Origin of the sequence: Pseudonocardia abyssalis (assembly GCF_019263705.2) — a bacterium.
Taxonomy (GTDB): Bacteria; Actinomycetota; Actinomycetes; order Mycobacteriales; family Pseudonocardiaceae; genus Pseudonocardia; species Pseudonocardia abyssalis.
In genome coordinates, this window is the sequence record NZ_JADQDK010000001.1 from 5,643,622 (window position 1) to 5,665,175 (window position 21,554).

Here is a 21,554-nt window from a genome sequence, read left to right on the forward strand (position 1 = left end):
CGACGGCATGCAGGGATGGGACCCGCGACGGGCTGCCGGTCCGGGGCGCCGACGGCACCCCCGGCCGCGTGGCCTGAGTTCACCATCACGACAACGAGAGGTTCGACGATGCGCCGAACGACCTTGACCCTCGCCGCGGCCGCGGCGCTCGCGTTGGCCGGCTGCGGATCCGGTGGAGGCGGCACCGGGGACGCCCCGGCGGCGGCACCGGCGGCGGGCGGTGCGGAGGCGCCGCAGGTGCCCGGCCTGGTGGTGTACGAGAGCGCCTACGACGTCGCCGAGACCAGCGAGCGGGTGCAGTCCGGGCTGGCCGAGGCCGGGATGGTGACCGCGGTGGTCGACCACGCCGCGAACGCCGAGTCGGTCGGAGAGGAGCTGCGCCCGACCACGCTGGTGATCGGCGGCGCACCGATGGCGGGCACCCCGGTCATGAGCGAGGCTCAGACCGCCGGGGTCGACCTGCCGCAGAAGTACCTGAGCTGGGAGGCCGAGGACGGCACCGTCTACCTGGGCTACAACTCCGCGGAGTACATCGGTGCCCGCGCGGGCATCGCGGCCGGCTCGGAGGCTCTGGAGGGCTTGCGGATGGGTTCCGCGATGATCTCCGCGACGGCCGGCGGCAACGACGAGCCGGTGACGACCGGTGAGGGTGAGGTGTCCGGCGACGGTTACCTCGTCGAGCAGGTCAGCGACGTCGGCGTGGCCGAGGCGATCACCCGCTACGAGGAGGCGTTCGCCGCGAAGGACCTGATGCCGGTGGCGACGGTGGACCACGCGGCGGGTGCGGCGTCGATCGGGGAGCAGTTGCGCCCGACGTCGGTGACGTTCGTCGGTAACCCGCAGGTCGGCACCATGTTGTTGCAGGCGAACCAGACGATGGGCATCGACCTGCCGGTGCGCTATCTGGCCTGGGAGGACGAGGCGGGTGTGGTGCACGTCGGGCATCCCGACATCCGGGTACTGGCGCAGCGGCACGGGTTGAGCGGGGTGGACGGCGTGCTGGACATGGTCGAGACGGCTACGACGACCTTCACCGGCACCGCCGCGGGCGGCTGACCGCGGACCGTACGTCTCGTGACGGCCGGCGCTTGTCCGAGGGTCATCGGCGGCGGGTGGCGATGCGGAGCAGGTCGCGGGCGGGTCCGGTGGGGGTGGAGCCATCGGCCCAGACCGCGGACAGGTCCCGGGTGAGGACGAGGCCGTGCACCCGCACTCGGATGAGCCGGCCGGTGGCGAGGTCGTCATGGACGGCGAGGTCGGAGAGCACGGCGGGCCCGGCGCCGGCGAGCACCGCGCTGCGGATCGCGGAGGTGGACGACAGTTCCACGGCGGGATCTGCGGGGGACACCGCGCGTTCGTAGGCCCGTCGGGTGCCGGAGCCGGCCTCGCGGGCGACCAGCGGGGTGGCGGCGAGCGCGGCGACGTCGGGGGCCCGGCGGGTCCACGGATGGCCGGGCGGCACGACGACGACCAGCTCGTCTCGGGCGACGACCTGGTGGGCGAGCCCGGGCGGCAGGTCGGGTCCCTCGACGAAGCCGAGCTCGGTGGTGCCGTCGAGGATCTCGGCGATCACCTGGTCGCTGTTGTGCACGGCGAGGTGCACGGCGGTGCGGGGACGCGCGGCGGCGGTCTGCTCGGCGGCCAGCGCGACGAGCCAGCCGGGGAGCAGGTACTCGGCGACGGTGAAGCTGGCCGCGATCGCGAGGTGCCCGTCGCGGCGTTCGCGCAGCGAGTCGATGCCGGCGTCGAGCTCGGCGGCGGCGTTCAGCACGGGTGTGGACCAGCCGACGAGGAGCCGCCCGGCGTCGGTCAGGCGGCTGCCCCGGGGGGTGCGCTGCACCAGCGGGACGCCGATAAGCCGTTCGATCGTGCGGATGCGGGCCGAGACCGCCTGCTGGGTCAGGCCGAGCTCGCGTCCGGCCGCCCCGAAGCTGCCCGTGCCGGCCACGGTGACCAGCAGCTCCAGCGAGCTCAGGTCGGGGACGTGCGGGGACAGGGCCACGTCCGCAGGGTAGGCCGAGCCACAAAGCCGCTTTGGGGATACCCCGCGACGGGGTGGCTACCGGACGGCCGGACACCCGCCGATGATCGGGACCATGACCACGACCACGACCGCCCCCGGACGTCCGGCAGCCACGCCGCACCTGCTGCACCGGATCGGCCTGTTCGCCGACCTGGAGCACCCGCGCCACGTCATCGCGCACCTCGGACCGAACTGGTACGCCTCGATCATGGGCACCGGCATCGTCGCCAACGCGGCGGTGACGCTCCCGCTGCAGTTCGCCGGTCTGCGCGCGGCGGCCACGGTCGTCTGGGGCGTCGCGGCGATCATGCTGGTGGCCTTGACGGTGGCGTGGGCGGCGCACTGGACCCGGCACCGGGACCACGCCCGCGGGCACGCGGCGAACCCGGTGATGGCGCAGTTCTACGGCGCCCCGCCGATGGCGCTGCTCACCGTCGGTGCGGGCACGCTGCTGCTGGGCCGCGACCTGCTGGGGGAGAGCCTGGCCGTGCACATCGACTGGGTGCTGTGGACCGTCGGCACCGTCGCCGGGCTGGCCAGCGCGGTGATCATCCCGTTTCTCATGATCACCCGCCACGAGCTGCGCTCGGACTCGGTCTTCGCCGGCTGGCTGATGCCGGTGGTGCCGCCGATGGTCTCGGCCGCCACCGGGGCGCTGCTGGTGCCCTACGCCGCGCCGGGACAGGCCCGGCTATCGCTGCTGCTGGCCTGCTACGCCATGTTCGGGCTGAGCCTGCTCGCGTCGGTGATGATCACCACGCTGATCCTGTACCGGCTGGCGGTGCACGGGACCGGGCCCGCGGCGACGGTGCCGACGATGTGGATCGTGCTGGGCTGGCTCGGCCAGTCGATCACCGCGGTCAACCTGCTCGGCGGGGTGGCACACCTGGCCCTGCCCGCCCCGTTGTCCACCGCGCTGGAGGTGTTCGGCGTGGTCTACGGGGTGCCGGTGTTCGGGTTCACGCTGCTCTGGATCGCGCTGGCCGGCGCGGTCACCGTGCACACCGCCCGGGCGGGCCTGCCGTTCTCGCTGACCTGGTGGTCGTTCACCTTCCCCGTGGGCACCGTCGTCACCGGCACGAGCGCGCTGGCGCTGCACACCGGGGACTCCGTGCTGGCCGTGCTGGCGGTGGTGTTCTACGCCGGGCTGGTCGGCGCGTGGATCACGGTCGCGGCCCGAACCGCCCGGGGGAGTGCCCGGGGCCACCTGTTCCTGCCGCCCGCCCCGGCCCCCGCCTGATCGAGACCCCGGCCGGCGCAGGCCCGGTCAGCCGGTCACGTCGATCGTCTGCGTGCCGCCGCCCCAGCCGTTGGCCTGGTCGCGGCCCTCGACGACCACGCTGCTCACCCCCGCGGGCAGGGTGACGCCGGACAGGCTGCGGGTGAAGGGCTGCTCGGTGGCGTGGTCGTGGGTCAGCTCGGTGACGCCGTAGACGGTGCCGTCCTCGCCGCGGACCCGGAACGCGTCGGCGTAGCGCTCGGGAGAGTCGTAGGGCGAGCTGACGGTCACCGCGAAGGAGAACGTGGGCGCGGAACCGGTGACCGCGACGTCGACGATGTCGGGGAAGCGCTGCTCCGTCACCGCGCCGGAGTCGTCGGCAGGGGTATCGGCCGCCGGGGTGCCGGACGTTGACGGGGTCGGTGCGGTGGTCGCGGGGGCGGTCGAGCAGCCGGCGGCGAGGGCGGCGAGGAGGGCGAGGAGGGCGAGAACCGGGATGCGTCGCATGATCCGACCCTTTCATGATCGTCTGAGTGGGGTGTGCGGTCCGGCGTCACCGTCATCGTTCGGACACATCCGGGGCCGGGGCGGCCAGGACGACGAGGTTGTCGGCGTAGCTGCCGCGTTCGCGGTCGAAAGCGCCGGTGCAGGTGATCAGGGCCAGCCGGGGCGGGCCGTCCCGGGTGAACAGCTCGGCGGGCAGGTTCTGCTTGCCGAACTCCAGCACGTCGGTGACGACGAACTCGCGCGCGGTGCCGTCGGCGGCGCGGACGGTGACCGGGTCGCCCACGTCGGTGTCGCGCAGGGCGGCGAACGCGCCGAGCCCGGCCCGGGCGGAGTCGACGTGTCCGGCGACGACCGCGGTGCCGGTGGGGTCCCCGGGGCGGGCGCCGCCGACCCACCAGCCCAGTCGCTGCGGGTCCTCGGGTACGGCGAGCTCGCCGTCGGGTGCCGCCGCGGACGGCTGGACGCCCGCCCGCACCTGCTGTTCGGGGAGTTCGAGCGCCGCGGGTACCACCCCGCCCGCGGCGGTGGCCGTGGCGGGGACGGGGGCTGCGGCCGGGAGGGTGGTGGCCGGGAGGGTGGTGGCTGCGGGGCCGGCGCAACCGGTGGTGAGGGCGGCGACCAGCAGCCCCGCGGCCAGGCGCCGGCCCCGGAGGACCGGGGCCGGCGCCGGACGCGCGATCACGGGGGGCTTCCGGTCACGGGACGCGCCGGACCACGGAGCACACCTGATCACGCGGCGAACCGGGTGTCACGAGGTGCGACGGCGCCGCGCGACGAGCACGGAACCGGCCACCGCGGCCAGGCCGACGCCGCCGAGCAGTGCGAGCGCTCCGGCGTCGGGTCCGGCGGCCTGGCCACCGGTACCGGTGTTCACCACCGACGGGGCGGCCGCCCCGTCCAGCGAGAGCTGGCCGCGGGCCACCCCGGCGGGCGGGGCGTAGGACGCGGAGTGCACGTTGGCGTAGAAGCCGCTGGGGTCGGCGCGCATCGCGTCGGCCACCTCAGCGGGCACCATCGCGGTGGCCTCGGTACCCGCGCTGATCGCCGCGATGTCGAGGGGCACCACGACGTCGCCGTTGGCGCCGGCCGCGCCCTGGTGGATGTGGCCCATGGTGAGCGGCTCATCGGCCCCGGTGACCGACAGCGTGTAGGTGAGGGTGTCGTCGGCGGCGAGGGTGAACGTGCCGGCCAGCGTGGCACCGTCCTGCCCGGTGCCCGAGGGCACCTCCTCCGCGCCGCTGCCCGACGTGGTCAGGGTGACCGGGTCGGTCTCCTGGGCGAGTGCGATGCCGCCGGACACGCCGGTCAGCAGGGCCGCGGCGGCGGCGGCGGTCAGGATCCTGGTCAACTTCATGTGCTCTCCTCGTGTTGGTGCTCAGGCGTCGACGGCGGCGAGATCCTCGCCGCCGGCCGTCGACAGCCCCACGCGGCGGATGCCGCCCGGGGCCAGTTCGGTGGCGGCGGGCACGGAGGCCCGCCCGTCGTCGGTCGGCCCGAACGAGCCGACCGGGGTGCGGGTGCCGGTGGCGTCCTCGACCCAGACCCGGAACGGGCCGCCGGCCGGGAGCCCGGTGGCCTCGATCTGCAGCCGGGTGCCCCACGGCACCGGTGTCTCGACCACGCTCAGCGCGACCGTCGTGGCCGGGACCGCCGGGGCCGCCCGGGTGACGAGCACCGCGGCGCCGCCGGCCAGAGCGAGGACGACGGCGGCGGCGGCCAGCGCCGCCGTGACGGTGCGCCGCCTGCGCCGGGCGCGGACCGCGGCGACCACCCGGGCGCCCAGCGCCCCGGAGGGCTGCGGACCCGAGGTGTGGGCGCCGGGCGTCCGCAGCGCGGCCGGGTCGGCGCGCGCCATCGCGGCCGCGACGGCCGTCAGCTCCCGGAGCTCGGTGGCGCAGTCCGGGCAGCCGTCGAGGTGGGCGAGCAGCCCCGGTGACGGCGCGGCGGTGCCGCGCGCCACGTCGACCAGCTCGGGACGCCGGTCCCGGCACCGTGCGCTCATCCGGTCCATCCCATCTCCTCCAGCGCGAGCCGCGCCGCGCGCAGGGCGTAGTAGACGCGGCTGCGCAATGTCGACTCCGGGATGCCCAGCTCCGCGGCGACGTCGGTGTAGTCGCGGCCGAGCAGGTGCACCTGCAGCAGCGCCTCCCGGTGCTCGGCGCTGAGCCGGCGGGCCGCCTCGTCGGCCAGCCAGCCGGCCAGCACGGCGTCGAACGGGTCGGCGGGCTCGGCCACGAACAGCGGGGTGAGGACCTCCCGGGCCTGCGGGGACGGCCGGCGGCCCCGCGCGGCGGCGGCGTCCACGCACACGTTGCGCGCGATCGCGAACAGCCACGTGCGCAGCGATCCGCGGGCCGGGTCGAAGTGCGCCGACGACCGCCAGGCCCGTACGAACGTCTCCTGCACCGCGTCCTCGGCGGCCGAGCGGTCCAGCAGCAGCCGGTGCGCCAGCCGGAACAGCTCGGCACCGTGCGCGGCGTAGGCCGCACCCACCGCCCGCTCGTCCCCCAGCGCTGTCCGCGACACCGCCTCACCTCCTACGCAGGGGACTACCGGGCGGCCGCCCCGCTGTTGACGAGCCGGTCACTGTTCACCCGATCAGAGCAACGAGCATGACGACACGTCCTCGCTGCGGGGCCCGTCCCGCCGAACGGGATGCGGCAGGCTCGACGACGGGTTGGCGGTCACGCTCGACCACCTTGTGAGGTGCCCGGGGATCCCGCCGGACTGGCCGAAGGTCACCGGCCCGGGGCGGACGTGGGCCGCGACGGGCGTCGAGCAACTGTCGAGCTGGACTGCGCCGGCCGACCCCCGGCCTCCACCCGCGCGGGGATGCTGCGCGGTATCGCCTGGCCCCGTCGCCGGCTCGGCCGGGGGCGGCGTTGCGTTCACCGGCTTCGGAATGGTCCACTGGTGGCATGACCGCCGGAGCGTCGTGGAAGGCGCACACGTTCTGTGTGTGCCTGCTCGCGATGGATCAGCTCTCCATCGACGACCGGCTCTGTTGTCAGGACTCCCACATCCGCTGAGCGGCCTGCGGCCCTCGGATGTGGCGTGTTGTCCTGTCGCCCCCTGAGCCGAGGATCCGATGAACTCCACGTCCACGACATTCCGCGCGACCCGGCCCGCGACCAGGCGTCCCCGCACGGTCGCGGACACGGCCGAGTCGGCCTTCGCTCGGCCTGGGCGGTTGCGTCAGTTGATCGCGCGGGTTAGCGCGGCGGTCGTCGCCGCACACACGGCCTCCGTACCGTTTTGATCCCGACTCAGCCTTTGTATCCCTGGCGGGCCGCGCGTTCCGCGCTGAAACCGGTTCTTCCGGTCCGGTGGCGCGGGGGCCACGATGGGTGTGGTTGCCCGCTGACGCCGGACCGGGGACAGTGCTGATCGCCCGGTCCATCGCGTTGTTCGTCATCGCCGCACTGTTCGAGATCGGCGGCGCCTGGCTGATCTGGCAGGGAGTCCGCGAGCATCGGGGATGGGTGTGGATCGGTGCCGGGGTCATCGCCCTGGGCCTCTACGGATTCGTTGCCACCCTTCAGCCCGATGCCCAGTTCGGCCGGATCCTGGCCGCCTACGGCGGGGTGTTCGTCGCCGGCTCGCTGGTGTGGGGGATGGTCGCCGACGGCTACCGGCCCGACCTCTACGACGTGACCGGCGCGCTCGTCTGCCTGGCGGGGGTCGCCGTCATCATGTACGCCCCCCGTACCGGCGCCGTCTGATCACACCGCGGTTCCGTGACGGACTCATCCCAGCTGGACGAGCGCACCCGGCGTCGCTGAGGTCGTAGCCGCCGAGCGCTCGTTCGCAGCCTGAGCCGGGAGCGGTTATCGCGGCGACGAGGTGTCTGTGCGCAGCGGACGCTGCCCAACCGCCTTGGATCTGTGTCCAACTGGGACTATGGGCCGAGTTGTAGACAGTACGTTCAGGCTGAACCCACGGCTGAAGAAGCAGCGAGATAGTGGCGATGTATATCGCCAGACCCGTGGCTGCTGGAACGGGGGCGTTCCGAGGTGCTGATGGCGTCGCGCAGTCGGGGTGTGATCGATGCGTGGTTGCTGAGGCAGCGTTCGGGTGGGCTTGTGGCTTCCGATAATGTAGCCAATAATCAGAACCGTTGGTGGGAGGTCGCCATGTCCACGGTCGCGCACGAGACGACTCAAGCCCTCGATCTGATCGAGCGCATCGAGACGCTGGAGAGCGTGGCGAAGTCTCTCCCCGACCAGGACGAACGACGGTCGGCGTTGCTCGACCTCGTCGAGAAGGATCTGGCCGGGGCGCCTGCGCTCAGGCCGCGCATCGCCGCCGAGTTGCTGGGGCTGTCGGAGAAGACGGTCCGTGCATGGGTTGAGGAAGGAGTCCTCGCCCGGGCCGCCGGATCTTCCTCCCGGCTCCTGCTCGACGCCAGAAGGGTCCACGAGGTTCTGCACCTGCTGGCGGACCTGCGCGTCGCCGGCCGGACCACCGGGCTGCTCGACGAAGTCCATCGCCGACTCGTCGACGCCACCTGGCTCGAGCGCGACGACCTGGCCGAGTCGCTGCAACAGATGCGCCACGGCGAGGGAACCACACGGGTGGCGAAGCCTTCGGCATAGTCCCCCGGTGCCCTACCTCGTCAGGTCGACGCGAGTGTCCGATCGGCAGATCAACAGTCTTCGCGGGCCCCGGCGCAAGGCCTACAACGAGTTCGAGCATGCGCTCGCCCTGCAGGGATGCGCCGCGCTCGGCTACCGGCTCACCGGTGACGAGCCGCTTCCGAACTTGTGCGTGAAGCACCTGCGCGGCAACGATCGGGTCGTCGTCGCGTTCTCCGGCGACGAAGCATGGGTGCTGCTGGTCGGCCCGCACACCGACGGGGACGCCGCCGTGGATGTTGTACGAACTCGCCGGCGTCCCCCGCCCGGCCCAGCCCCGGACGAAGCCGCCCTGCTGCGACGACGACCGGCAACCACCCGAGTTCGACGAGGCTGCGATCAGCGACCTCGTCCGGCGAGTTCGCCCGCTACGCCGGTAGCCGCGCGAGCCTGCACGTTGTTGATCATCTGTCCATGGACTTGTCCATGAACTCGCGTCCCACCCTGCACCTGCGGCGGTCGACCGTGCCTCTCCTGCCCGCATAGTCCCAGGTCGTCTACTCCAGCCGGGTGAAATCGGCGACTGTAAATCCGTCGGCTTAGCCTACGAAGGTTCGAATCCTTCACCTGCCACACCCCGCAGAAGCGGCCCCTGACCAGCAGATACACGGTCGGGGGCCGCTTCTGCGTCTGTCCGGCTGTTCACGACCATCCACGTACGCGATCATGAACTTCCCTGTCTCAGCGCGTCCTCGACCCGGCGCCGGACCGTCGCATCCTGGCCGGAGACGAGGCGTCGCGGGCCCGCGAGGATCATCCTGTGCGACGTGTACTCGTTCTCGGCCGCGGCGGGGCCGGCAAATCCGTCCTGTCCAGGCAGCTCAGCGCTGTCATCGACGTCCCCGTGATCGAGTTGGACACGGTGTTCTGGCAGCACGCGGATCTGAACCCGCTGCCACCTGCGGAGTGGCGCCGTGTCCAAGCGGACGTCATCGAGCAGCCTGCATGGATACTCGACGGCGACCTGGGTCCGTACGACGTGCTCGACGTCCGCCTCTGCCGTCGAGCGACAGCGCCATGAGGGCGTCGTCGGGCACCTCGACCGACAGCCGGATGCCGTGCTCGCTCGCCCGGCCGAACCCGAAGCGCGGGTAGTAGGACGGGTGGCCGAGGACGACGACGTACCTCTCGCCCCGCTCGCGGGCCCGGTCCAGACCGGCGCGGATCGCCGCGGACCCGGCGCCGGTGCGCTGGTAGCGCGGCAGGACCGCGCACGGGGCCAGGCACAGGGCCGCGGTGTCGCCGATGTGGCACCGGGTCAGCAGCGCGTGGCCGACGACGGTGCCCGCCTCGTCGGTGGTGACGACGGACAGCTCGGGGATCCAGTGCGGGTAGGCGCGCAGGGCGTCGACGAGGTCCGCCTCGGCCGCGGTGTCGAAGGCGGCGCTGGTGATCTCGTGGATGGTGGGATGTCCGCGTCGGTCTCGGCGCGGGTGCTCCAGCTGCTCGACATCGTCGTTCCGTTCTCGGGTGAGGCGGGCGACCTGGCGGGCGCGGCCGACCGGGACGGGTGAACGCGTTCCGCGGAACGCCCGGGATCGTGGTGGTGCAGCACCGCCCCGGCGGAGCCCCGAAGGGGACGCCGGGTCAGGAGGACGCCTGCGGGCCGCCGACTCGACGCTCTCCACGTACCGCGTCCACCAGGCGCGGTCGTCGGACGGCAGCGAGTCGCTGTCGGCCCGGTACCCGACGACCCCGTCGAGGGTCTCCCGGACGATGTCGGCCTGCCCGGCGTGGCGGTGCGTCTCGCCGATCATGCGGACGACCACGTGGTGCAGCGTCGTCCCGGCCCTCTCGGCGGGCCAGTGCGGAACGCGCCCGACGGTGTCGAGCGGGAGCGCGGTGACGATGGCGTCGGAGTGCGCGGCGACGCGGCGGTAGCGGTCGACGATCTCGTCGCGCGGTTCGTCGGCGCGCGCCCACATGTCCCCGTTCTCCCACGCGTCGACGGTGTCGAGGTAGCCGAGGTCCGGGCTCGGCCGGTCGAACGTGCGGGCGAAGTAGGTGAGCTCGCCGCTGGTCAGGTGCTTGACCAGGCCGAGCAGGTTCGTCCCCGTGGGTGTCATCGGGCGGCGCGCGCTGTACTCGTCGAGGCCGGTGAGCTTCCAGAGCACCGCTTCGCGGGCCTCGTTCAGGTACTGGAGCAGATCGTCCTTCTGCGTGGGCATGGAACGGACCGTGCCAGGCCCCACCGACAGGTGGCTCGCAGTCCTCCCGGGCCACGACGGGCACGATCCCCGCCGGGGACGACCGCGCCGGCCGGCGGATTCCCGTGGCGCCGCGGCGGCGGTCGGTGAGGATGCGGCGCATGACGATCCGTCCGCTCGGGTCCGGGGACCGCGACGCCGTGGTGGCGCTGTCGCTGCGCGCCTGGGAGCCCGTCTTCGCCTCGCTGCGGTCCGTGCTGCACGGGTCCGGTGTGTTCGACCTCCAAACCCGCGTGGGTGGGCGGCCGCGCAGGCTGAGGCGGTGGGGGAGGTGTGCGATTCCGGGCAGGTCTGGGTGATCGAGGTCGACGGGGTCGTCGCCGGGTTCGTCGCCGTCGTCCTGCACGCCGACGACCGCATCGGCGAGATCCACATGGTCGCGGTCGACCCCGCGTTCCAGCGCCGGGGTCTCGGGGCGCGGCTGACGGCGTTCGCGCTCGGGGTGGATGGGCGAGCAGGGGATGACGACGGCGATGGTCGAGACCGGCGGCGACCCGGGCCACGCGCCGGCGCGCGCCACCTACGAGGCCGCCGGGTTCACGCACCTCCCGATCAGCCGCTACTTCCGGACCCTCTGAACTCGATGACCAGCCGGACCTCGGTGGCGCGGTAGCCGGCCCGCCCGAACGCCGCGGCCATCGGGGCGTTGACGACGTCGGTCGTGGCCGTGATCCACTCGGCCCCGTCGGCGGCGTGGATGCGGGTGACCTCGCCGAGCACGTCGTCGACGAACCCGCGCCCGCGCATCCCGGGCACGACGCCCAGGTAGCCGACGTTGCGGCCGTACGGGGTGGCCGACGGGACGGCGAACCCGGCGAGGGCCCCGTCCAGGGTGTGCGCGAGCCGCCACCACTCCCGATCCCCGGGGCAGCCCCGGTAGAACTCCAGGTCGTCACGGGCCTGCCGCTCCGCCCCGACGTCGGCGACCTCGCGCCGCGTCGCGACGTCCAGGCTGCCCGCGGCGACCCGCCGGAACGCGTCGACGAACACCTCGTCGTCGGGTTCGGGGCGGAACGCGAGCCGCGTCGACGGGGGCGGGACCGGGGCGTCCGGCGTCCACTCGTAGCGCAGCCGCTCGACCTCCACGGTCGGCCCCGCCCGCCGGGCCGCGTCCGTCCGCCAGGCCACGGCGGCGACGACGTCCGGCCGGTCGCGCCGGCCGCCGGGCAGCGTCAGCTCGTACCGCGGCCGGGCGGCCAGCGCGGCGTGCCCTGCGGTCAGGAGCCGGTGCGCGAGCCCCGCCCGATCGGGGACACCCGGCCGGACGTGCAGGCAGTCCAGCGCGACCGGAGCGGCGTCGTCCGAGCGCCCCCACCACAACGCCCGGCCGACGATCGCGCCGTCCTGCTCGGCCACCCAGGTCCACTCCGGACGGAGGCGGTGCGCGGCGTGCTCGGCCCGGAGGCGCGCGGCGTCGATCCCGCCGACCGGGTCGTCGAGCGGGAAGGCGGCGAGGGCGTCGAGGTCGGCGGCGGTCGCGCGGCGGACGGTCACCCGGTCGTCCCGCCGCGCCGCTCGGCGAGCAGCTCGTCGAGCACCCGCGCGTCGCGCGAGATCGCGGCCTTCCAGACCGCCCAGCCGCGGGCGCGGGCCCAGGTCGCGTCGTCGGCGCCGGTCGCGGCCCGGAAGGTCGCGCGGGCGTCGGGGTCGAGGAGGGTCCAGGCGATCACGAGGTCGCAGGCCGGGTCGCCGACCCCGCACGTCCCGAAGTCGATGACCGCGGCGAGCCGCCCGTCGGCGTCGAGCAGGAGGTTGCCCGCGGCGACGTCGCCGTGGAACCAGACGGGGTCGCCGTCCCGGGTCGCGGCGAGGGCGTCCGTCCAGATCGCGGTCAGGGCGGCGGGCAGCGGGGCCAGCGCGCGGCGGGCCTCGTCGTCGTAGAACGCGGGGTCGGCCCCGCGCTGGAAGCTGTGCGCCCCGGCGACCGGGCCGCCGGACGCGTCGATCCGCCGCAGGGCCCCGAGGAAGCCGGCCAGGTCCCGCGCGAAGGCGTGCGGGTCGGGCGGCGGGGCGTCGCTCACGGGGGAGCCGTCGATCCAGCGGCGCACCGACCACGCCCAGGGGTAGTGCTCCGACGGCGCGCCCGCCGCGACGGGGACGGGATCGGCAGCGGCAGCCCGGGGGCCAGCCGGGGCAGCCACCGGAGCTCCTTCTCCACCGCCGCGACGTAGCCCGCGGCGCTCGGCAGCCGGACCGACAGGCTCTCCCCGAGCCGGAACGTGCGGTTGTCGACGCCCTGGCGGGGCACCGCGACGACCGGGAGGTCGGCCCACCGCGGGAACTGCGCGGCGACCAGCCGCCGGGCCAGTGACTCGTCGATCGGGAGCATCGGGGCCCACCCTGCCGTCGTGACCGGGCCGGGTGCGACCGGGTTACGGCCTGCGGGCCAGCAGGGAGGCCTGCGGCGTCCGCTCGCCGTCCTCCGCCTGCCGGACGGTCTGCGCGTGCACCGGGAGGCCTGCGGCCTCCAGCAGGGCGGCCATCCGCTCCGGGCGGCGGCGGTGGAAGAGCAGGTCGACGGGGTGGCCGAGGGCGTCGGTGAGGTGCAGCGGCTCGTCCCCGACCTGGAACGTCAGCAGGGCGTGGCCGCCGGGGGAGAGGACGCGGGCGAACTCCGCGAGCGCCCCCGGCAGCTCGTCGTCGGGGACGTGGATGGTCGAGTAGTGGGCGACGAGCCCGTCGACGCAGGCGTCGGGCAGCGGCAGGGCCGTCATCGACCCGACGGAGAACCGCAGCTCCGGGTACGAGCGGCGGGCCTGCTCGACCATCCCCGGCGACAGGTCGATCCCGGAGACGTCGACGCCGAGGCCGTGCAGGTGCGCGGTGATCCGCCCGGTGCCGCACCCCACGTCGACGACCGGGCCGCTCCCGACGACGTCGGCGAACCAGCGCAGCAGCGCCCGCTCCGCCGGCCGCCGGGGCAGCTCGTCACCGACGTACCCGACGTACTCGGCGGCGATCGCGTCGTAGGAGTCGCGGGTGCGGCGCAGGAACTCGGGCTCGTCCACGGCGGCGACGCTACCGATCACCACCGTCGCCTCCCGCTCGTCGTCGACGACCGTGCGGGCGACGAGGCCGTGGCGCTCCATCGCCGCGGCCGTCAGCGGGGCCTGGCGGTCGCTGGTCTCGATCAGCAGGTGCCCGCCGGGAGCGAGCCAGCGGGGTGCGGCGGCGGCCACGCGCTGCTGGATCCCGGTGCCGTCGGGACCGCCGTCGAGCGCGGCGCGGGCCTCGTGCAGGCGGGCCTCGGGCGGCATGAGGGCGATCGCGTCGGTCGGGACGTAGGGGGCGTTCGCGACGAGGACGTCGACGCGGCCGCGGAGCGCGGCGGGCAGCGGGGCGTCGAGATCGCCCTCGTGGACGTGCCCGCCGGGGAGGTTCCGCCGGGCGAGCGCGACCGCGGCCGGGTCGACGTCGGCGGCGTGCACCTCCGCGTCCGGGACGGCGGCGTGCACGGCCGCGGCGACGGCCCCGGTGCCGCAGCACAGGTCCACGACGACGGCCCCCGGCCTGGCCAGCGCGACCGCCCGCTCCGCGAGGAACTCCGTCCGCCTGCGCGGGACGAACACCCCCGCACCGACCGCGATCCGCAGCCCGCAGAACTCCGCCCACCCCAGGAGGTGCTCGAGCGGCTCGCCCGCGACCCGCCGCCCGACCAGCGCGTCGAGGGCGGCCGGGGGGACCTCGGCCGCGAGCAGCAGCCGGGCCTCGTCCTCGGCGAACACGCAGCCCGCGGCGCGCAGCCGGGCCACGACGTCGGCGGCCTCCATCGGCCTCAGACCGGGGGCAGGTCGTCGACGACCGTGCTGTCGTCGACGACCGCGCGGGCCAGCTCGGTGAGCTGCCGGTTGGTGGCGCGGGCGTGGCGCCGGAGCACGTCGAACGCCACGGTCATGTCGACGTCGCGACGCTCGGCGATCACGCCCTTCGCCTGCTCGATCGTCACCCGGCTGTTCAGCGCCCCCTCCAGCTGCTCGGCGAGCAGGTCGCGGCGGGCGATCGCCCGTTCCTGGATGATCCCGATGGTGGCGACGTCGGCCAGCGCCTGCCCGATGCGGCGGTCGTCGGCCGACATCTCGGCCGGGACCGCGCCGAACAGGTTCAGCGCGCCGATCGTCTCCGCCCGCAGCCGGAGCGGGAACGCGTGCACCGAGAGGTAGCCGGCGTCGCGGGCGTACGGCGTGAACTGCGGCCAGCGGGACTCCTCGGCCAGGTCGGCCGCCACGACCTGCGTGCTGTCGTGGAAGCAGTCGACGCACGGACCCTCCGCCGACCGGAGCTGGAACTGCTCCAGGTCGTGGGCCGCCCCGGTCGAGTACGCGGCGACGGTCAGCCTGCCGCGCTGGTCGGAGAGCATCAGCCCCGCCGCGTCGACGGGGAGCAGGGCGACGCAGTCGGCGCTGAGCCGGTGCAGCAGCTCGATGACGTCGTACCCGGCGACGAGGGTGTCGGCCAGCCCGACGAACGCCTCGGCCAGCGACCGCTCACGGTTGTCGTGCTCGGCTGTGCTCATCCTCGCTCCTCCTCGTCGAACCGCAGCCGCCGCGACACCACGTCGCGGGCGACCTCGTCGATCGCGCGGTCGCGGACGAACGCGAACGCCCTGAGCCTGCTCAGCGCCACCTCGGGGGTGACCCCGAGCTGGACCATCACCATCCCCGTCGCCTGGTACACCTCGGTGTGCCGCAGCGGGGACCCCGCCAGCCAGGCGTCGTCCCCCGTGCCGTCGTGCCCGTCGTCGGACCGCAGACCGAGCAGCGACCACAGCGCGGCGTCGGCTCCGCGCAGGGCCCCTGCGAGCTCGATCGGTCCCAGCATGCCGGGTTCCCGCCGGTACAGGTCCAGAACTCCGACGCAGATCGCGCCGGCCTGCAGGGGCAGCGCGAATATCGCGCGCGTCGTGGTGCGCCGGGCGGCCGCGGCGAACACCGGCCAGCGGTCGCCCTGGGCGGCGCGGAGATCGGGGACGAGGACCGGGCGGCGCTCGGTGACGGCCTCGACGCACGGACCCTCGCCCAGGCTGAACTGCAGCTCCTGGAGGCGCCCCGCCTCGTCGTCGCTCACCCAGATCGGCTCCTGCCGGTCCGGCCTCACCATCACCGTGATCGCGGCGCCGTCGACGGGGAGCGCGGCGACGCAGGCCTCGCCGATCCGCCGCGGACTCGTCGGCCCGTTGTCGGCGACGATGCCGGCGAGCATCGCCACCAGCGCGGCGGTCTCATCCATGCGGGGACAGCCCCATCGCGACGACACCTCCACGCCGAGCGGCGAGCGTCCGGTGGTGTCCGGGGCATCTCGGACTGCGGGCGGAGCCTACGGACGCCGCCCGTCCGCGGCCCGGGCGGGGCGAGTCGAGCCGTCGACCCGGCCCAGTGCCCCCTCCATCGAGGTGTACCCGACCCGTGCGGCGCGCTCCACGCGCTCCGCGTCGATGGTCAACCCCCGGACGCCGAGGTCGGCGGTGGGGAGCACCGCGAGCAGGTGCACGCCGCTGCGCGACGGGTGGGCGGCGTCGTCGAGGACGGTGAGGGACGGGCCGTGCCGGGCGCTCTCCTGGGCCATCGCACCGAGGCCGGGGGCGAACCGGTCCAGTGCGCGGGCCCAACGGGCCGGACCCGCGCCGGGGTCGGCGGCGCGCAGCTCGGGCAGGGTGCGGTTGAGCAGCGCGAGGACGTGCGTGGCCCCGTCGCGCAGGGCCCGCTGCACGGCCAGCGGCTCGGCCACCGACCCGTCGATCCAGCGGCGCCCGTGCAGCCGGACCGCAGGCCCGGCGAGCACCGGGATCGCCGCGGTGGCGCGCAGCGCGAGCCGCCACTCCGGCGCGGACCGCGGTTCCAGGACGTGCCCGGTGAGGTCGTCGGCCGCGGTGGCGACCACCTGCAGAGGGGAGCCGATCAGCCGCTCCCACGGCAGCGGCTTGGCGACGGTGAGGATGTGGCCGAGCAGGTGGTCCAGCGACACCATCGGACGCCGCGTGCCCAGGCGTCGCGGGTCGATGAACGCCCGGCACGCCATGTCCTCGAAGAAGATGTGCGCGGCGCCACGGCCGTCGCCGAGCAGCAGCGCGCCGCCGATGTAGGCGCCCGCGGAGCTGCCGTAGACGACGTCGAAGCAGTCGCCGAGCCCGGCGTCGTCGAGTGCGTGGGCCATCCCGCCCGCGTAGACCCCGCGCATCCCGCCGCCGCTGACGACGAGGGCGATGCGGTGGCCGTCGTCGCGGACCCCTGCGTCGCGGCGGCGGACCAGCGCGCGGAGCACCTCGTCGTCACCGGGGAGGGGGAGCATGCCCGGATCATCCCCGGTGTCGCCTCCCTACCGGGAGGAGTGTGACCGGATCAGCCGACTGCACCGGCCCGTTCCCGTTCGGGTGTCCTCGCCGCGCGCCATCGCGTGCCCCGGCCCCGGCCCGGTGAGGATCGGTCCCCGACCGGACGGAGGACCGATGGACACCATGACCACACGGCTCCGGTCCGTACTGGGCCGGGCCGAGGACCTCGACGAGCGCGCGCTGGCCGAGGTGGGCCTGCCGGTGCGGCACTTCGCGCTGCTGGAGCTCCTGGCCGGCGGCCCGGTCGCGCGCCAGCACGAGCTCGGTGCCGCGATCGGGCTGGACCGCACCACCACCGCGTCGCTGGTGCGCCGCCTCGACGACCGCGGCCTCGTCCGGCGCACCCCGATGCCCGGCAACAACCGGGTACTCGTCCTGGAGCTGACGCCCGACGGTTCGGCCCTGCTCGCGGACGCGGCCCGGCGGCTGGCCGAGTGCGAGCAGCGGCTGCTGGCCCCGCTCGCGCCCGACGAGCGCGTCCTGCTCCGCCGTGCACTCGACCGTCTCCTGGAGGTGGCCCCGTGAAGAACCGGACCCTGGCCGCGGTGCTCGTCGCCGCACTCGCCGGACCTCTCACCGCGGCCGCAGCGCCCGGGCTGCCGCCGCTGGAGGTCGGCCCGGACGGCCGCTCGTTCACCGCGGGCGGTGCGCCGTTCCTCTGGCTGGGCGACACGGCGTGGGGGCTGCTGTCCTCGACCGACCCGGTGGAGGTCGAGCGCTACCTCGATGTCCGCGCGGCGCAGGGCTTCACGGTGGTGCAGACCGCGATCCCCGACGGGGGCGAGTGGTCCCGCGTCGACACCGCGGTGGCGGAGGCGGCCGAGCGCGGCCTCCGCATGGCGATCACCCCGGCGGAGCCGGAGCCGGGGCTGGGCGAGTTCCTCGGTCGGCGCTACGACGACCGGGTCGTGTGGGTGCTCGGCGACGGCAGCGGCGACGACGCCGAGGAGTGGTCGGCGGTCGCCGACGGTATCGCGGCAGCCGCGGGTGCCGACCCGCTCATGACCTTCGTGCCGGGCCCGGGCACGTCGTCGTCCGACGCCGTCGGTGCGGCGTCGTGGCTGTCGTTCGCGCAGTACAGCGGCGGGCTGTGCTCTCCCGCAGGACACGGGGCAGTCGACGACCTCGTCGCCCGGCTGCGCAGCCGCCCGCCCGTCCGCCCCGTCCTCGACGCCCAGCCGACCTACGAGGACGCCCCGGACTGCGCGGGCCCCGGCCGCGCCGACGCGCTCGACGTGCGTCGCAGCGCCTACGCCGACGTCTTCGCCGGAGCCGCGGGCCACACCTACGGCCACCACGCGGCCTGGGCCGAGGACCCCGCGGCCCGCGCCGCCGCGCTCGTCGACGAGGGCGCGACGCAGATGGCGCACCTGCGCGCCCTGACCGACTCCCGCGGCGCCCGCACCCCGGCCCCCGATCTGCTCACCGAGGGGGTCGCGGGCGTCCTGCGCGGCCCGGACCACCTGCTGGCCCACGCCCCGGCGGGCCGGGGTTTCGCCCTGGACACCACCGGCCTGTCCGGCGACGCGCTGCACGCGTGGTGGTTCGACCCGCGCACCGGCGAGCCCGTCGACGCCGGGTCGGTGCAGCGCTCGGGGTCGACGTCGTTCTTCCCGCCCGTCACAGGGCCGGAGGACGCCGACCTGGACTGGGTCCTGGTGATCGACGACGTCGCGGCCGGACTCGCCCCGCCCGGTGATCAGTAGGGTGGAGGCGTGGCGGAACTGAAGGTGGACGCGGAGCCGGCGGAGGTCGGTTTCGACCCCGACCGGCTGGGCCGGATCGATGCGCACTTCGCCCGCTACGTCGACGACGGGCGGCTCGCCGGCTGGACCGTCGCGGTGGCCCGGCGCGACCGGGTCGTGCACCTGAGCCACCACGGCCTGGCCGACGTCGAGGCCGCCCGCCCCGTCGGCGACGACACGCTGTGGCGGATCTACTCGATGACCAAACCGGTCACCTCGGTGGCCGCGCTGATGCTCTACGAGCGCGGGCTGATCGCGCTGACCGACCCGGTCTCGCGGTACATCCCGGCGTTCGCCGACCTGCGCGTCTACCGCGGCGGCTCGGCGGCCGACCCCGGCACCGAGCCCGCGGCCGAGCCGGTGCGGATCTGGCACCTGCTCACCCACACCGCGGGCCTGACCTACGGCTTCCACCACGCGCACCCCGTCGACGAGGCGTACCGCAGCCGCGGTTTCGAGTTCGGCGTGCCCGCCGGGATGGACCTGACCGCCGCCTGCGACGCATGGGCGAGCCTGCCGCTGGTGCACCAGCCGGGCGCGGAGTGGAACTACTCGGTGGCCACCGACGTGCTCGGCCGCGTCGTGGAGGTGGCGTCCGGCCGGTCGCTCGACGCGTTCCTCACCGACGAGATCCTGCGCCCGCTCGACATGACCGACACCGGGTTCGGCGCGGCCGACCCCGACCGGCTCGCCGCGCTCTACGTCCCGCGGCCGGGCGGGGGCCTGCACCGGCACGACCGCATGGGTGACGCCGCGCTGCGCGCGCCCACCTTCCTGTCCGGCGGCGGCGGGCTCGTCTCCACCGCGGCCGACTACCACCGCTTCACCCGCATGCTCGCCCGTGGGGGCGAGGTCGACGGGGTGCGACTGCTCGGGTCGCGCACCGTCGCCTACGCCACCCGCAACCACCTGCCGGGCAACGTCGACCTGCAGGCGTTCGGCCGGCCCATCTTCGCCGAGTCGACCTACCACGGCGTCGGGTTCGGCCTCGGCTTCTCCGTGGTCGTCGACCCGGCGGCCGGGAAGGCCCTCACCAGCACCGGTGAGTACGCCTGGGGCGGGCTGGCCAGCACCGCGTTCTACGTCGATCCGGTCGAGGAGATCACCGCCATGTTCTTCACCCAGCTCATGCCGTCGAGCACGTACCCGATCCGGCCGCAGCTCCGCACGCTCGTGACCCAGGCGCTGGTGGCCTGATGTCGAACGCACTCGCCTTCGTCGTCCGGGTGGCGGTCGTCGCCGTCAGCCTGTGGATCGCCACGCTGATCGTCCCCGGCATCGACAACTCCGCGGGCGGCACCGGGGCGCGGGTCGGGACGCTCGTCGCCGTCGCGCTGATCTTCGGCCTGGTCAACGCCGTGCTCAAGCCTCTGATCAAGGTCGTCGGCTGCCCGTTCTACGTCCTGACGCTCGGGCTGGTCGGGCTCGTCGTCAACGCGCTGCTGTTCCTGCTCGTCGGCTTCATCGCGGGCGGGCTCGGGCTGCCGTTCACCGTCGGCGGGTTCGGGGCGGCGTTCGTCGGAGCGATCGTGGTGGCCGTGGTCGGGTTCGTGCTGCACGTCGTCATCCCGGACCGGATCGACCAGCGCTGATCAGACGGGCCACGTCTCCTGCCGGTACGCCCCGTCCCAGAACATCCACTCGTAGCGCGACGTCGTGGTGAAGTGCCGTCGCATCCGCGCGAGGTCGGGCTCCGACAGGGTCCCGGCCGCGCGGTCGGTCTCGGCCAGCACCGCGTCGACGACGCCCTGGTAGTCGTCGCCGCCGTACATCGCGATCCAGCGGGCGTAGAGGGGATCGGGCGAGCCCGTCTCCAGCAGGGTCTCGCCGACGCGCGCATAGATCCAGTAGCAGGGGAGCACCGCGCCGACCGCGTCGGCGTAGGAGCCGCCGTGCGCGGTGGCGAGCAGGTAGCTGAGGTAGGCCTGGGTGGCGGGGGCGACCGGGTCGTCCAGCGTTCCGAGCTCGTCGAGCAGCGACGCGTGCAGGTCGCGCTCGGCCGCGATCGCCCCGGCGGCGTGCTGGGCGAACATCACGGTGGCGTCCTCGGTCGGGGCCTTCGCCGCACACACCGCGAGGGCCTTCGCGTAGCCGCGCAGGTAGTGCGCGTCCTGTACGACGTAGTGCCGGAACGACTCGCGCGGCAGCGTGCCGTCGGCGAGGCCGGACAGGAACGGGTGGGCGAGGATCGCCTCGTAGATGCCGGTGATGTCGGACCAGAGCACGTCACGGGGGGCCACGAAGATCACGTTAGCGCTCGGTCACGGCATCCGTACGACCTGTGCGCGGAGGGTGAGATCCTAGTCACTCTTCGGGTACGATGGGGTGCGGGCAGCGCAGCCGGCAGCACTATGAACGGAACCCAGGGTGGCCACTCAACGCTGAGAGCCCCGCATCGCACGCGGAGGTGAGTCGGAATGAGCCCCGTACCCATGGATCATCACGAGAAGATGCGGCTGCGCGCAGCCGCGTTCCGGGTGACCCGTCTGTACCCCGGCCCGGTCGGTGAGGTGCTCTCGCGGGAGCTGCTCACCTGGGAGGAGTTCGGGTACCGCCTCGGCGGTGGTCAGCTGGTCATGCGGCTGGTCGACCACGTGCTCAAGACGCCGCTGGGGCAGGCGGAGGCCGCCTGAGCGCCCGGAGCGTCAGCGTCCGAACGTCGCCGTGACCGTGGCGTTCTCGGTCGCGGGGGTGCCGTCGAACAGGCCGCCGACGGCCCCCGCGACGACCAGCAGGGCCGCGAGCGTCACCAGCGTGCCCAGCCGGCCCGCCACGTCGAGGGCGCGCAGGGCGCGCTCGCGGCGGGACGTGGTGGTGCGGTGGTGGCGTCCTGCGGTCAGGAATGAAGCGGACATGGCGGCACCGTTTCGATCAGCGGGACGGGAGAGGTG

At 74.4% G+C, this 21,554-nt stretch carries 24 protein-coding genes and 3 pseudogenes; 11 read left to right on the forward strand and 16 right to left on the reverse strand.

The window, feature by feature from the left end; all coding sequences use genetic code 11:
- Positions 1-108 precede the first annotated feature (108 nt).
- Positions 109-1,056: a DUF302 domain-containing protein gene (locus I4I81_RS27760; protein ID WP_218616438.1), complete on the forward strand. Its 948-nt coding sequence runs from the start codon at positions 109-111 to the stop codon at positions 1,054-1,056.
- Between the two features lie 43 nt (positions 1,057-1,099).
- Here the strand turns inward: I4I81_RS27760 and I4I81_RS27765 are convergent, their stop codons facing one another.
- Entirely contained in the window at positions 1,100-2,002 is a 903-nt protein-coding gene (locus tag I4I81_RS27765) for a LysR family transcriptional regulator (RefSeq protein WP_308187709.1), read from the reverse strand.
- Positions 2,003-2,096: 94 nt separating this feature from the next.
- Between I4I81_RS27765 and I4I81_RS27770 the strand changes: the two genes are divergently transcribed.
- Positions 2,097-3,263: a TDT family transporter gene (locus I4I81_RS27770; RefSeq protein WP_218616439.1), complete on the forward strand. Its 1,167-nt coding sequence runs from the start codon at positions 2,097-2,099 to the stop codon at positions 3,261-3,263.
- A gap of 27 nt (positions 3,264-3,290) precedes the next feature.
- On the opposite strand, the gene I4I81_RS27775 is transcribed toward I4I81_RS27770, so the two are convergent.
- From I4I81_RS27775 to I4I81_RS27795, 5 genes are all read right to left on the reverse strand, one after another.
- On the reverse strand, positions 3,291-3,749 hold the full coding sequence (locus tag I4I81_RS27775) for a hypothetical protein (RefSeq protein ID WP_218616440.1): 459 nt from the start codon (positions 3,747-3,749) through the stop codon (positions 3,291-3,293).
- Between the two features lie 52 nt (positions 3,750-3,801).
- Positions 3,802-4,431: a class F sortase gene (locus I4I81_RS27780; protein ID WP_218616441.1), complete on the reverse strand. Its 630-nt coding sequence runs from the start codon at positions 4,429-4,431 to the stop codon at positions 3,802-3,804.
- A gap of 66 nt (positions 4,432-4,497) precedes the next feature.
- Positions 4,498-5,103 carry a CHRD domain-containing protein gene (locus I4I81_RS27785; RefSeq protein ID WP_218605810.1) on the reverse strand — a complete coding sequence of 202 codons (606 nt, stop codon included), beginning with the start codon at positions 5,101-5,103 and terminating at the stop codon, positions 4,498-4,500.
- 21 nt (positions 5,104-5,124) lie between these two features.
- The gene (locus I4I81_RS27790) at positions 5,125-5,751 is read right to left on the reverse strand and encodes a hypothetical protein (protein WP_218605811.1); all 627 of its coding nucleotides are present in this window, start codon (positions 5,749-5,751) and stop codon (positions 5,125-5,127) included.
- Positions 5,748-6,275 (reverse strand): sigma-70 family RNA polymerase sigma factor, encoded by a 528-nt coding sequence (locus I4I81_RS27795; protein WP_218605812.1) that lies wholly within the window; start codon positions 6,273-6,275, stop codon positions 5,748-5,750. The genes I4I81_RS27790 and I4I81_RS27795 overlap by 4 nt, the downstream gene beginning before the upstream one ends.
- Positions 6,276-7,129: 854 nt before the next feature.
- On the opposite strand from I4I81_RS27795, the gene I4I81_RS27800 reads away from it, so the two are divergent.
- The 3 genes from I4I81_RS27800 (at position 7,130) to I4I81_RS27810 (ending at position 8,813) form a co-directional block, all read left to right on the forward strand.
- A complete protein-coding gene (locus tag I4I81_RS27800) occupies positions 7,130-7,471 on the forward strand; it encodes a YnfA family protein (RefSeq protein ID WP_218605815.1) in 342 nt (113 codons plus the stop codon).
- A 411-nt stretch (positions 7,472-7,882) separates the two neighbouring features.
- On the forward strand, positions 7,883-8,344 hold the full coding sequence (locus I4I81_RS27805) for a hypothetical protein (protein WP_218605813.1): 462 nt from the start codon (positions 7,883-7,885) through the stop codon (positions 8,342-8,344).
- 7 nt (positions 8,345-8,351) lie between these two features.
- Positions 8,352-8,813, forward strand: coding sequence for a hypothetical protein (locus I4I81_RS27810; protein WP_218616442.1), 462 nt, complete (start codon positions 8,352-8,354; stop codon positions 8,811-8,813).
- A 499-nt stretch (positions 8,814-9,312) separates the two neighbouring features.
- On the opposite strand, the gene I4I81_RS31475 is transcribed toward I4I81_RS27810, so the two are convergent.
- Positions 9,313-10,551, reverse strand: a complete 1,239-nt coding sequence (locus tag I4I81_RS31475) for a GNAT family N-acetyltransferase (protein WP_308187710.1) — start codon at positions 10,549-10,551, stop codon at positions 9,313-9,315.
- Here I4I81_RS31475 and I4I81_RS31700 point away from each other — a divergent pair.
- Positions 10,550-10,966: pseudogene (locus I4I81_RS31700) on the forward strand (hypothetical protein); the annotation flags it as partial. The gene I4I81_RS31475 and the pseudogene I4I81_RS31700 sit on opposite strands and share 2 nt — an antisense overlap.
- Positions 10,967-11,142: 176 nt before the next feature.
- On the opposite strand, the gene I4I81_RS27830 reads toward I4I81_RS31700, so the two are convergent.
- The 7 genes and pseudogenes from I4I81_RS27830 to I4I81_RS27865 all read right to left on the reverse strand — a co-directional run bounded on the left by I4I81_RS27830 (position 11,143) and on the right by I4I81_RS27865 (position 16,875).
- Entirely contained in the window at positions 11,143-12,084 is a 942-nt protein-coding gene (locus I4I81_RS27830) for a GNAT family N-acetyltransferase (protein WP_218602907.1), read from the reverse strand.
- A pseudogene (locus tag I4I81_RS27835) lies at positions 12,081-12,919 on the reverse strand (aminoglycoside phosphotransferase family protein). The gene I4I81_RS27830 and the pseudogene I4I81_RS27835 overlap by 4 nt, the downstream one beginning before the upstream one ends.
- 43 nt (positions 12,920-12,962) lie before the next feature.
- A complete protein-coding gene (locus I4I81_RS27845; protein ID WP_308187792.1) occupies positions 12,963-13,622 on the reverse strand; it encodes a class I SAM-dependent DNA methyltransferase in 660 nt (219 codons plus the stop codon).
- Positions 13,608-14,360 (reverse strand): annotated as a pseudogene (locus I4I81_RS27850) (putative protein N(5)-glutamine methyltransferase); the annotation flags it as partial. The gene I4I81_RS27845 and the pseudogene I4I81_RS27850, both read right to left, overlap by 15 nt.
- A 5-nt stretch (positions 14,361-14,365) precedes the next feature.
- Entirely contained in the window at positions 14,366-15,103 is a 738-nt protein-coding gene (locus tag I4I81_RS27855) for a GAF and ANTAR domain-containing protein (protein WP_218602910.1), read from the reverse strand.
- The gene (locus I4I81_RS27860; RefSeq protein ID WP_218602911.1) at positions 15,100-15,816 is read right to left on the reverse strand and encodes a GAF and ANTAR domain-containing protein; all 717 of its coding nucleotides are present in this window, start codon (positions 15,814-15,816) and stop codon (positions 15,100-15,102) included. The genes I4I81_RS27855 and I4I81_RS27860 overlap by 4 nt, the downstream gene beginning before the upstream one ends.
- A gap of 87 nt (positions 15,817-15,903) precedes the next feature.
- Positions 15,904-16,875 carry a patatin-like phospholipase family protein gene (locus I4I81_RS27865; RefSeq protein ID WP_218602912.1) on the reverse strand — a complete coding sequence of 324 codons (972 nt, stop codon included), beginning with the start codon at positions 16,873-16,875 and terminating at the stop codon, positions 15,904-15,906.
- A 166-nt stretch (positions 16,876-17,041) separates the two neighbouring features.
- On the opposite strand from I4I81_RS27865, the gene I4I81_RS27870 reads away from it, so the two are divergent.
- The 4 genes from I4I81_RS27870 to I4I81_RS27885 are packed head-to-tail and all read left to right on the forward strand — an operon-like array spanning position 17,042 to position 20,255.
- Positions 17,042-17,443: a MarR family winged helix-turn-helix transcriptional regulator gene (locus tag I4I81_RS27870; protein ID WP_218602913.1), complete on the forward strand. Its 402-nt coding sequence runs from the start codon at positions 17,042-17,044 to the stop codon at positions 17,441-17,443.
- Entirely contained in the window at positions 17,440-18,624 is a 1,185-nt protein-coding gene (locus I4I81_RS27875) for an apiosidase-like domain-containing protein (protein WP_218602914.1), read from the forward strand. Before I4I81_RS27870 ends, I4I81_RS27875 begins: the two co-directional genes overlap by 4 nt.
- Before the next feature lie 9 nt (positions 18,625-18,633).
- Entirely contained in the window at positions 18,634-19,860 is a 1,227-nt protein-coding gene (locus tag I4I81_RS27880; RefSeq protein WP_218602915.1) for a serine hydrolase domain-containing protein, read from the forward strand.
- A complete protein-coding gene (locus tag I4I81_RS27885) occupies positions 19,860-20,255 on the forward strand; it encodes a phage holin family protein (protein WP_218602916.1) in 396 nt (131 codons plus the stop codon). The genes I4I81_RS27880 and I4I81_RS27885 overlap by 1 nt, the downstream gene beginning before the upstream one ends.
- On the opposite strand, the gene tenA is transcribed toward I4I81_RS27885, so the two are convergent.
- Positions 20,256-20,903 carry a thiaminase II gene (gene tenA / locus I4I81_RS27890; RefSeq protein ID WP_218602917.1) on the reverse strand — a complete coding sequence of 216 codons (648 nt, stop codon included), beginning with the start codon at positions 20,901-20,903 and terminating at the stop codon, positions 20,256-20,258. It abuts the gene before it with no gap.
- Between the two features lie 177 nt (positions 20,904-21,080).
- Between tenA and I4I81_RS27895 the strand changes: the two genes are divergently transcribed.
- Positions 21,081-21,296: a hypothetical protein gene (locus I4I81_RS27895; RefSeq protein WP_172157642.1), complete on the forward strand. Its 216-nt coding sequence runs from the start codon at positions 21,081-21,083 to the stop codon at positions 21,294-21,296.
- Between the two features lie 12 nt (positions 21,297-21,308).
- On the opposite strand, the gene I4I81_RS27900 is transcribed toward I4I81_RS27895, so the two are convergent.
- Positions 21,309-21,518 (reverse strand): hypothetical protein, encoded by a 210-nt coding sequence (locus tag I4I81_RS27900; protein ID WP_218602918.1) that lies wholly within the window; start codon positions 21,516-21,518, stop codon positions 21,309-21,311.
- Positions 21,519-21,554: the final 36 nt, after the last annotated feature.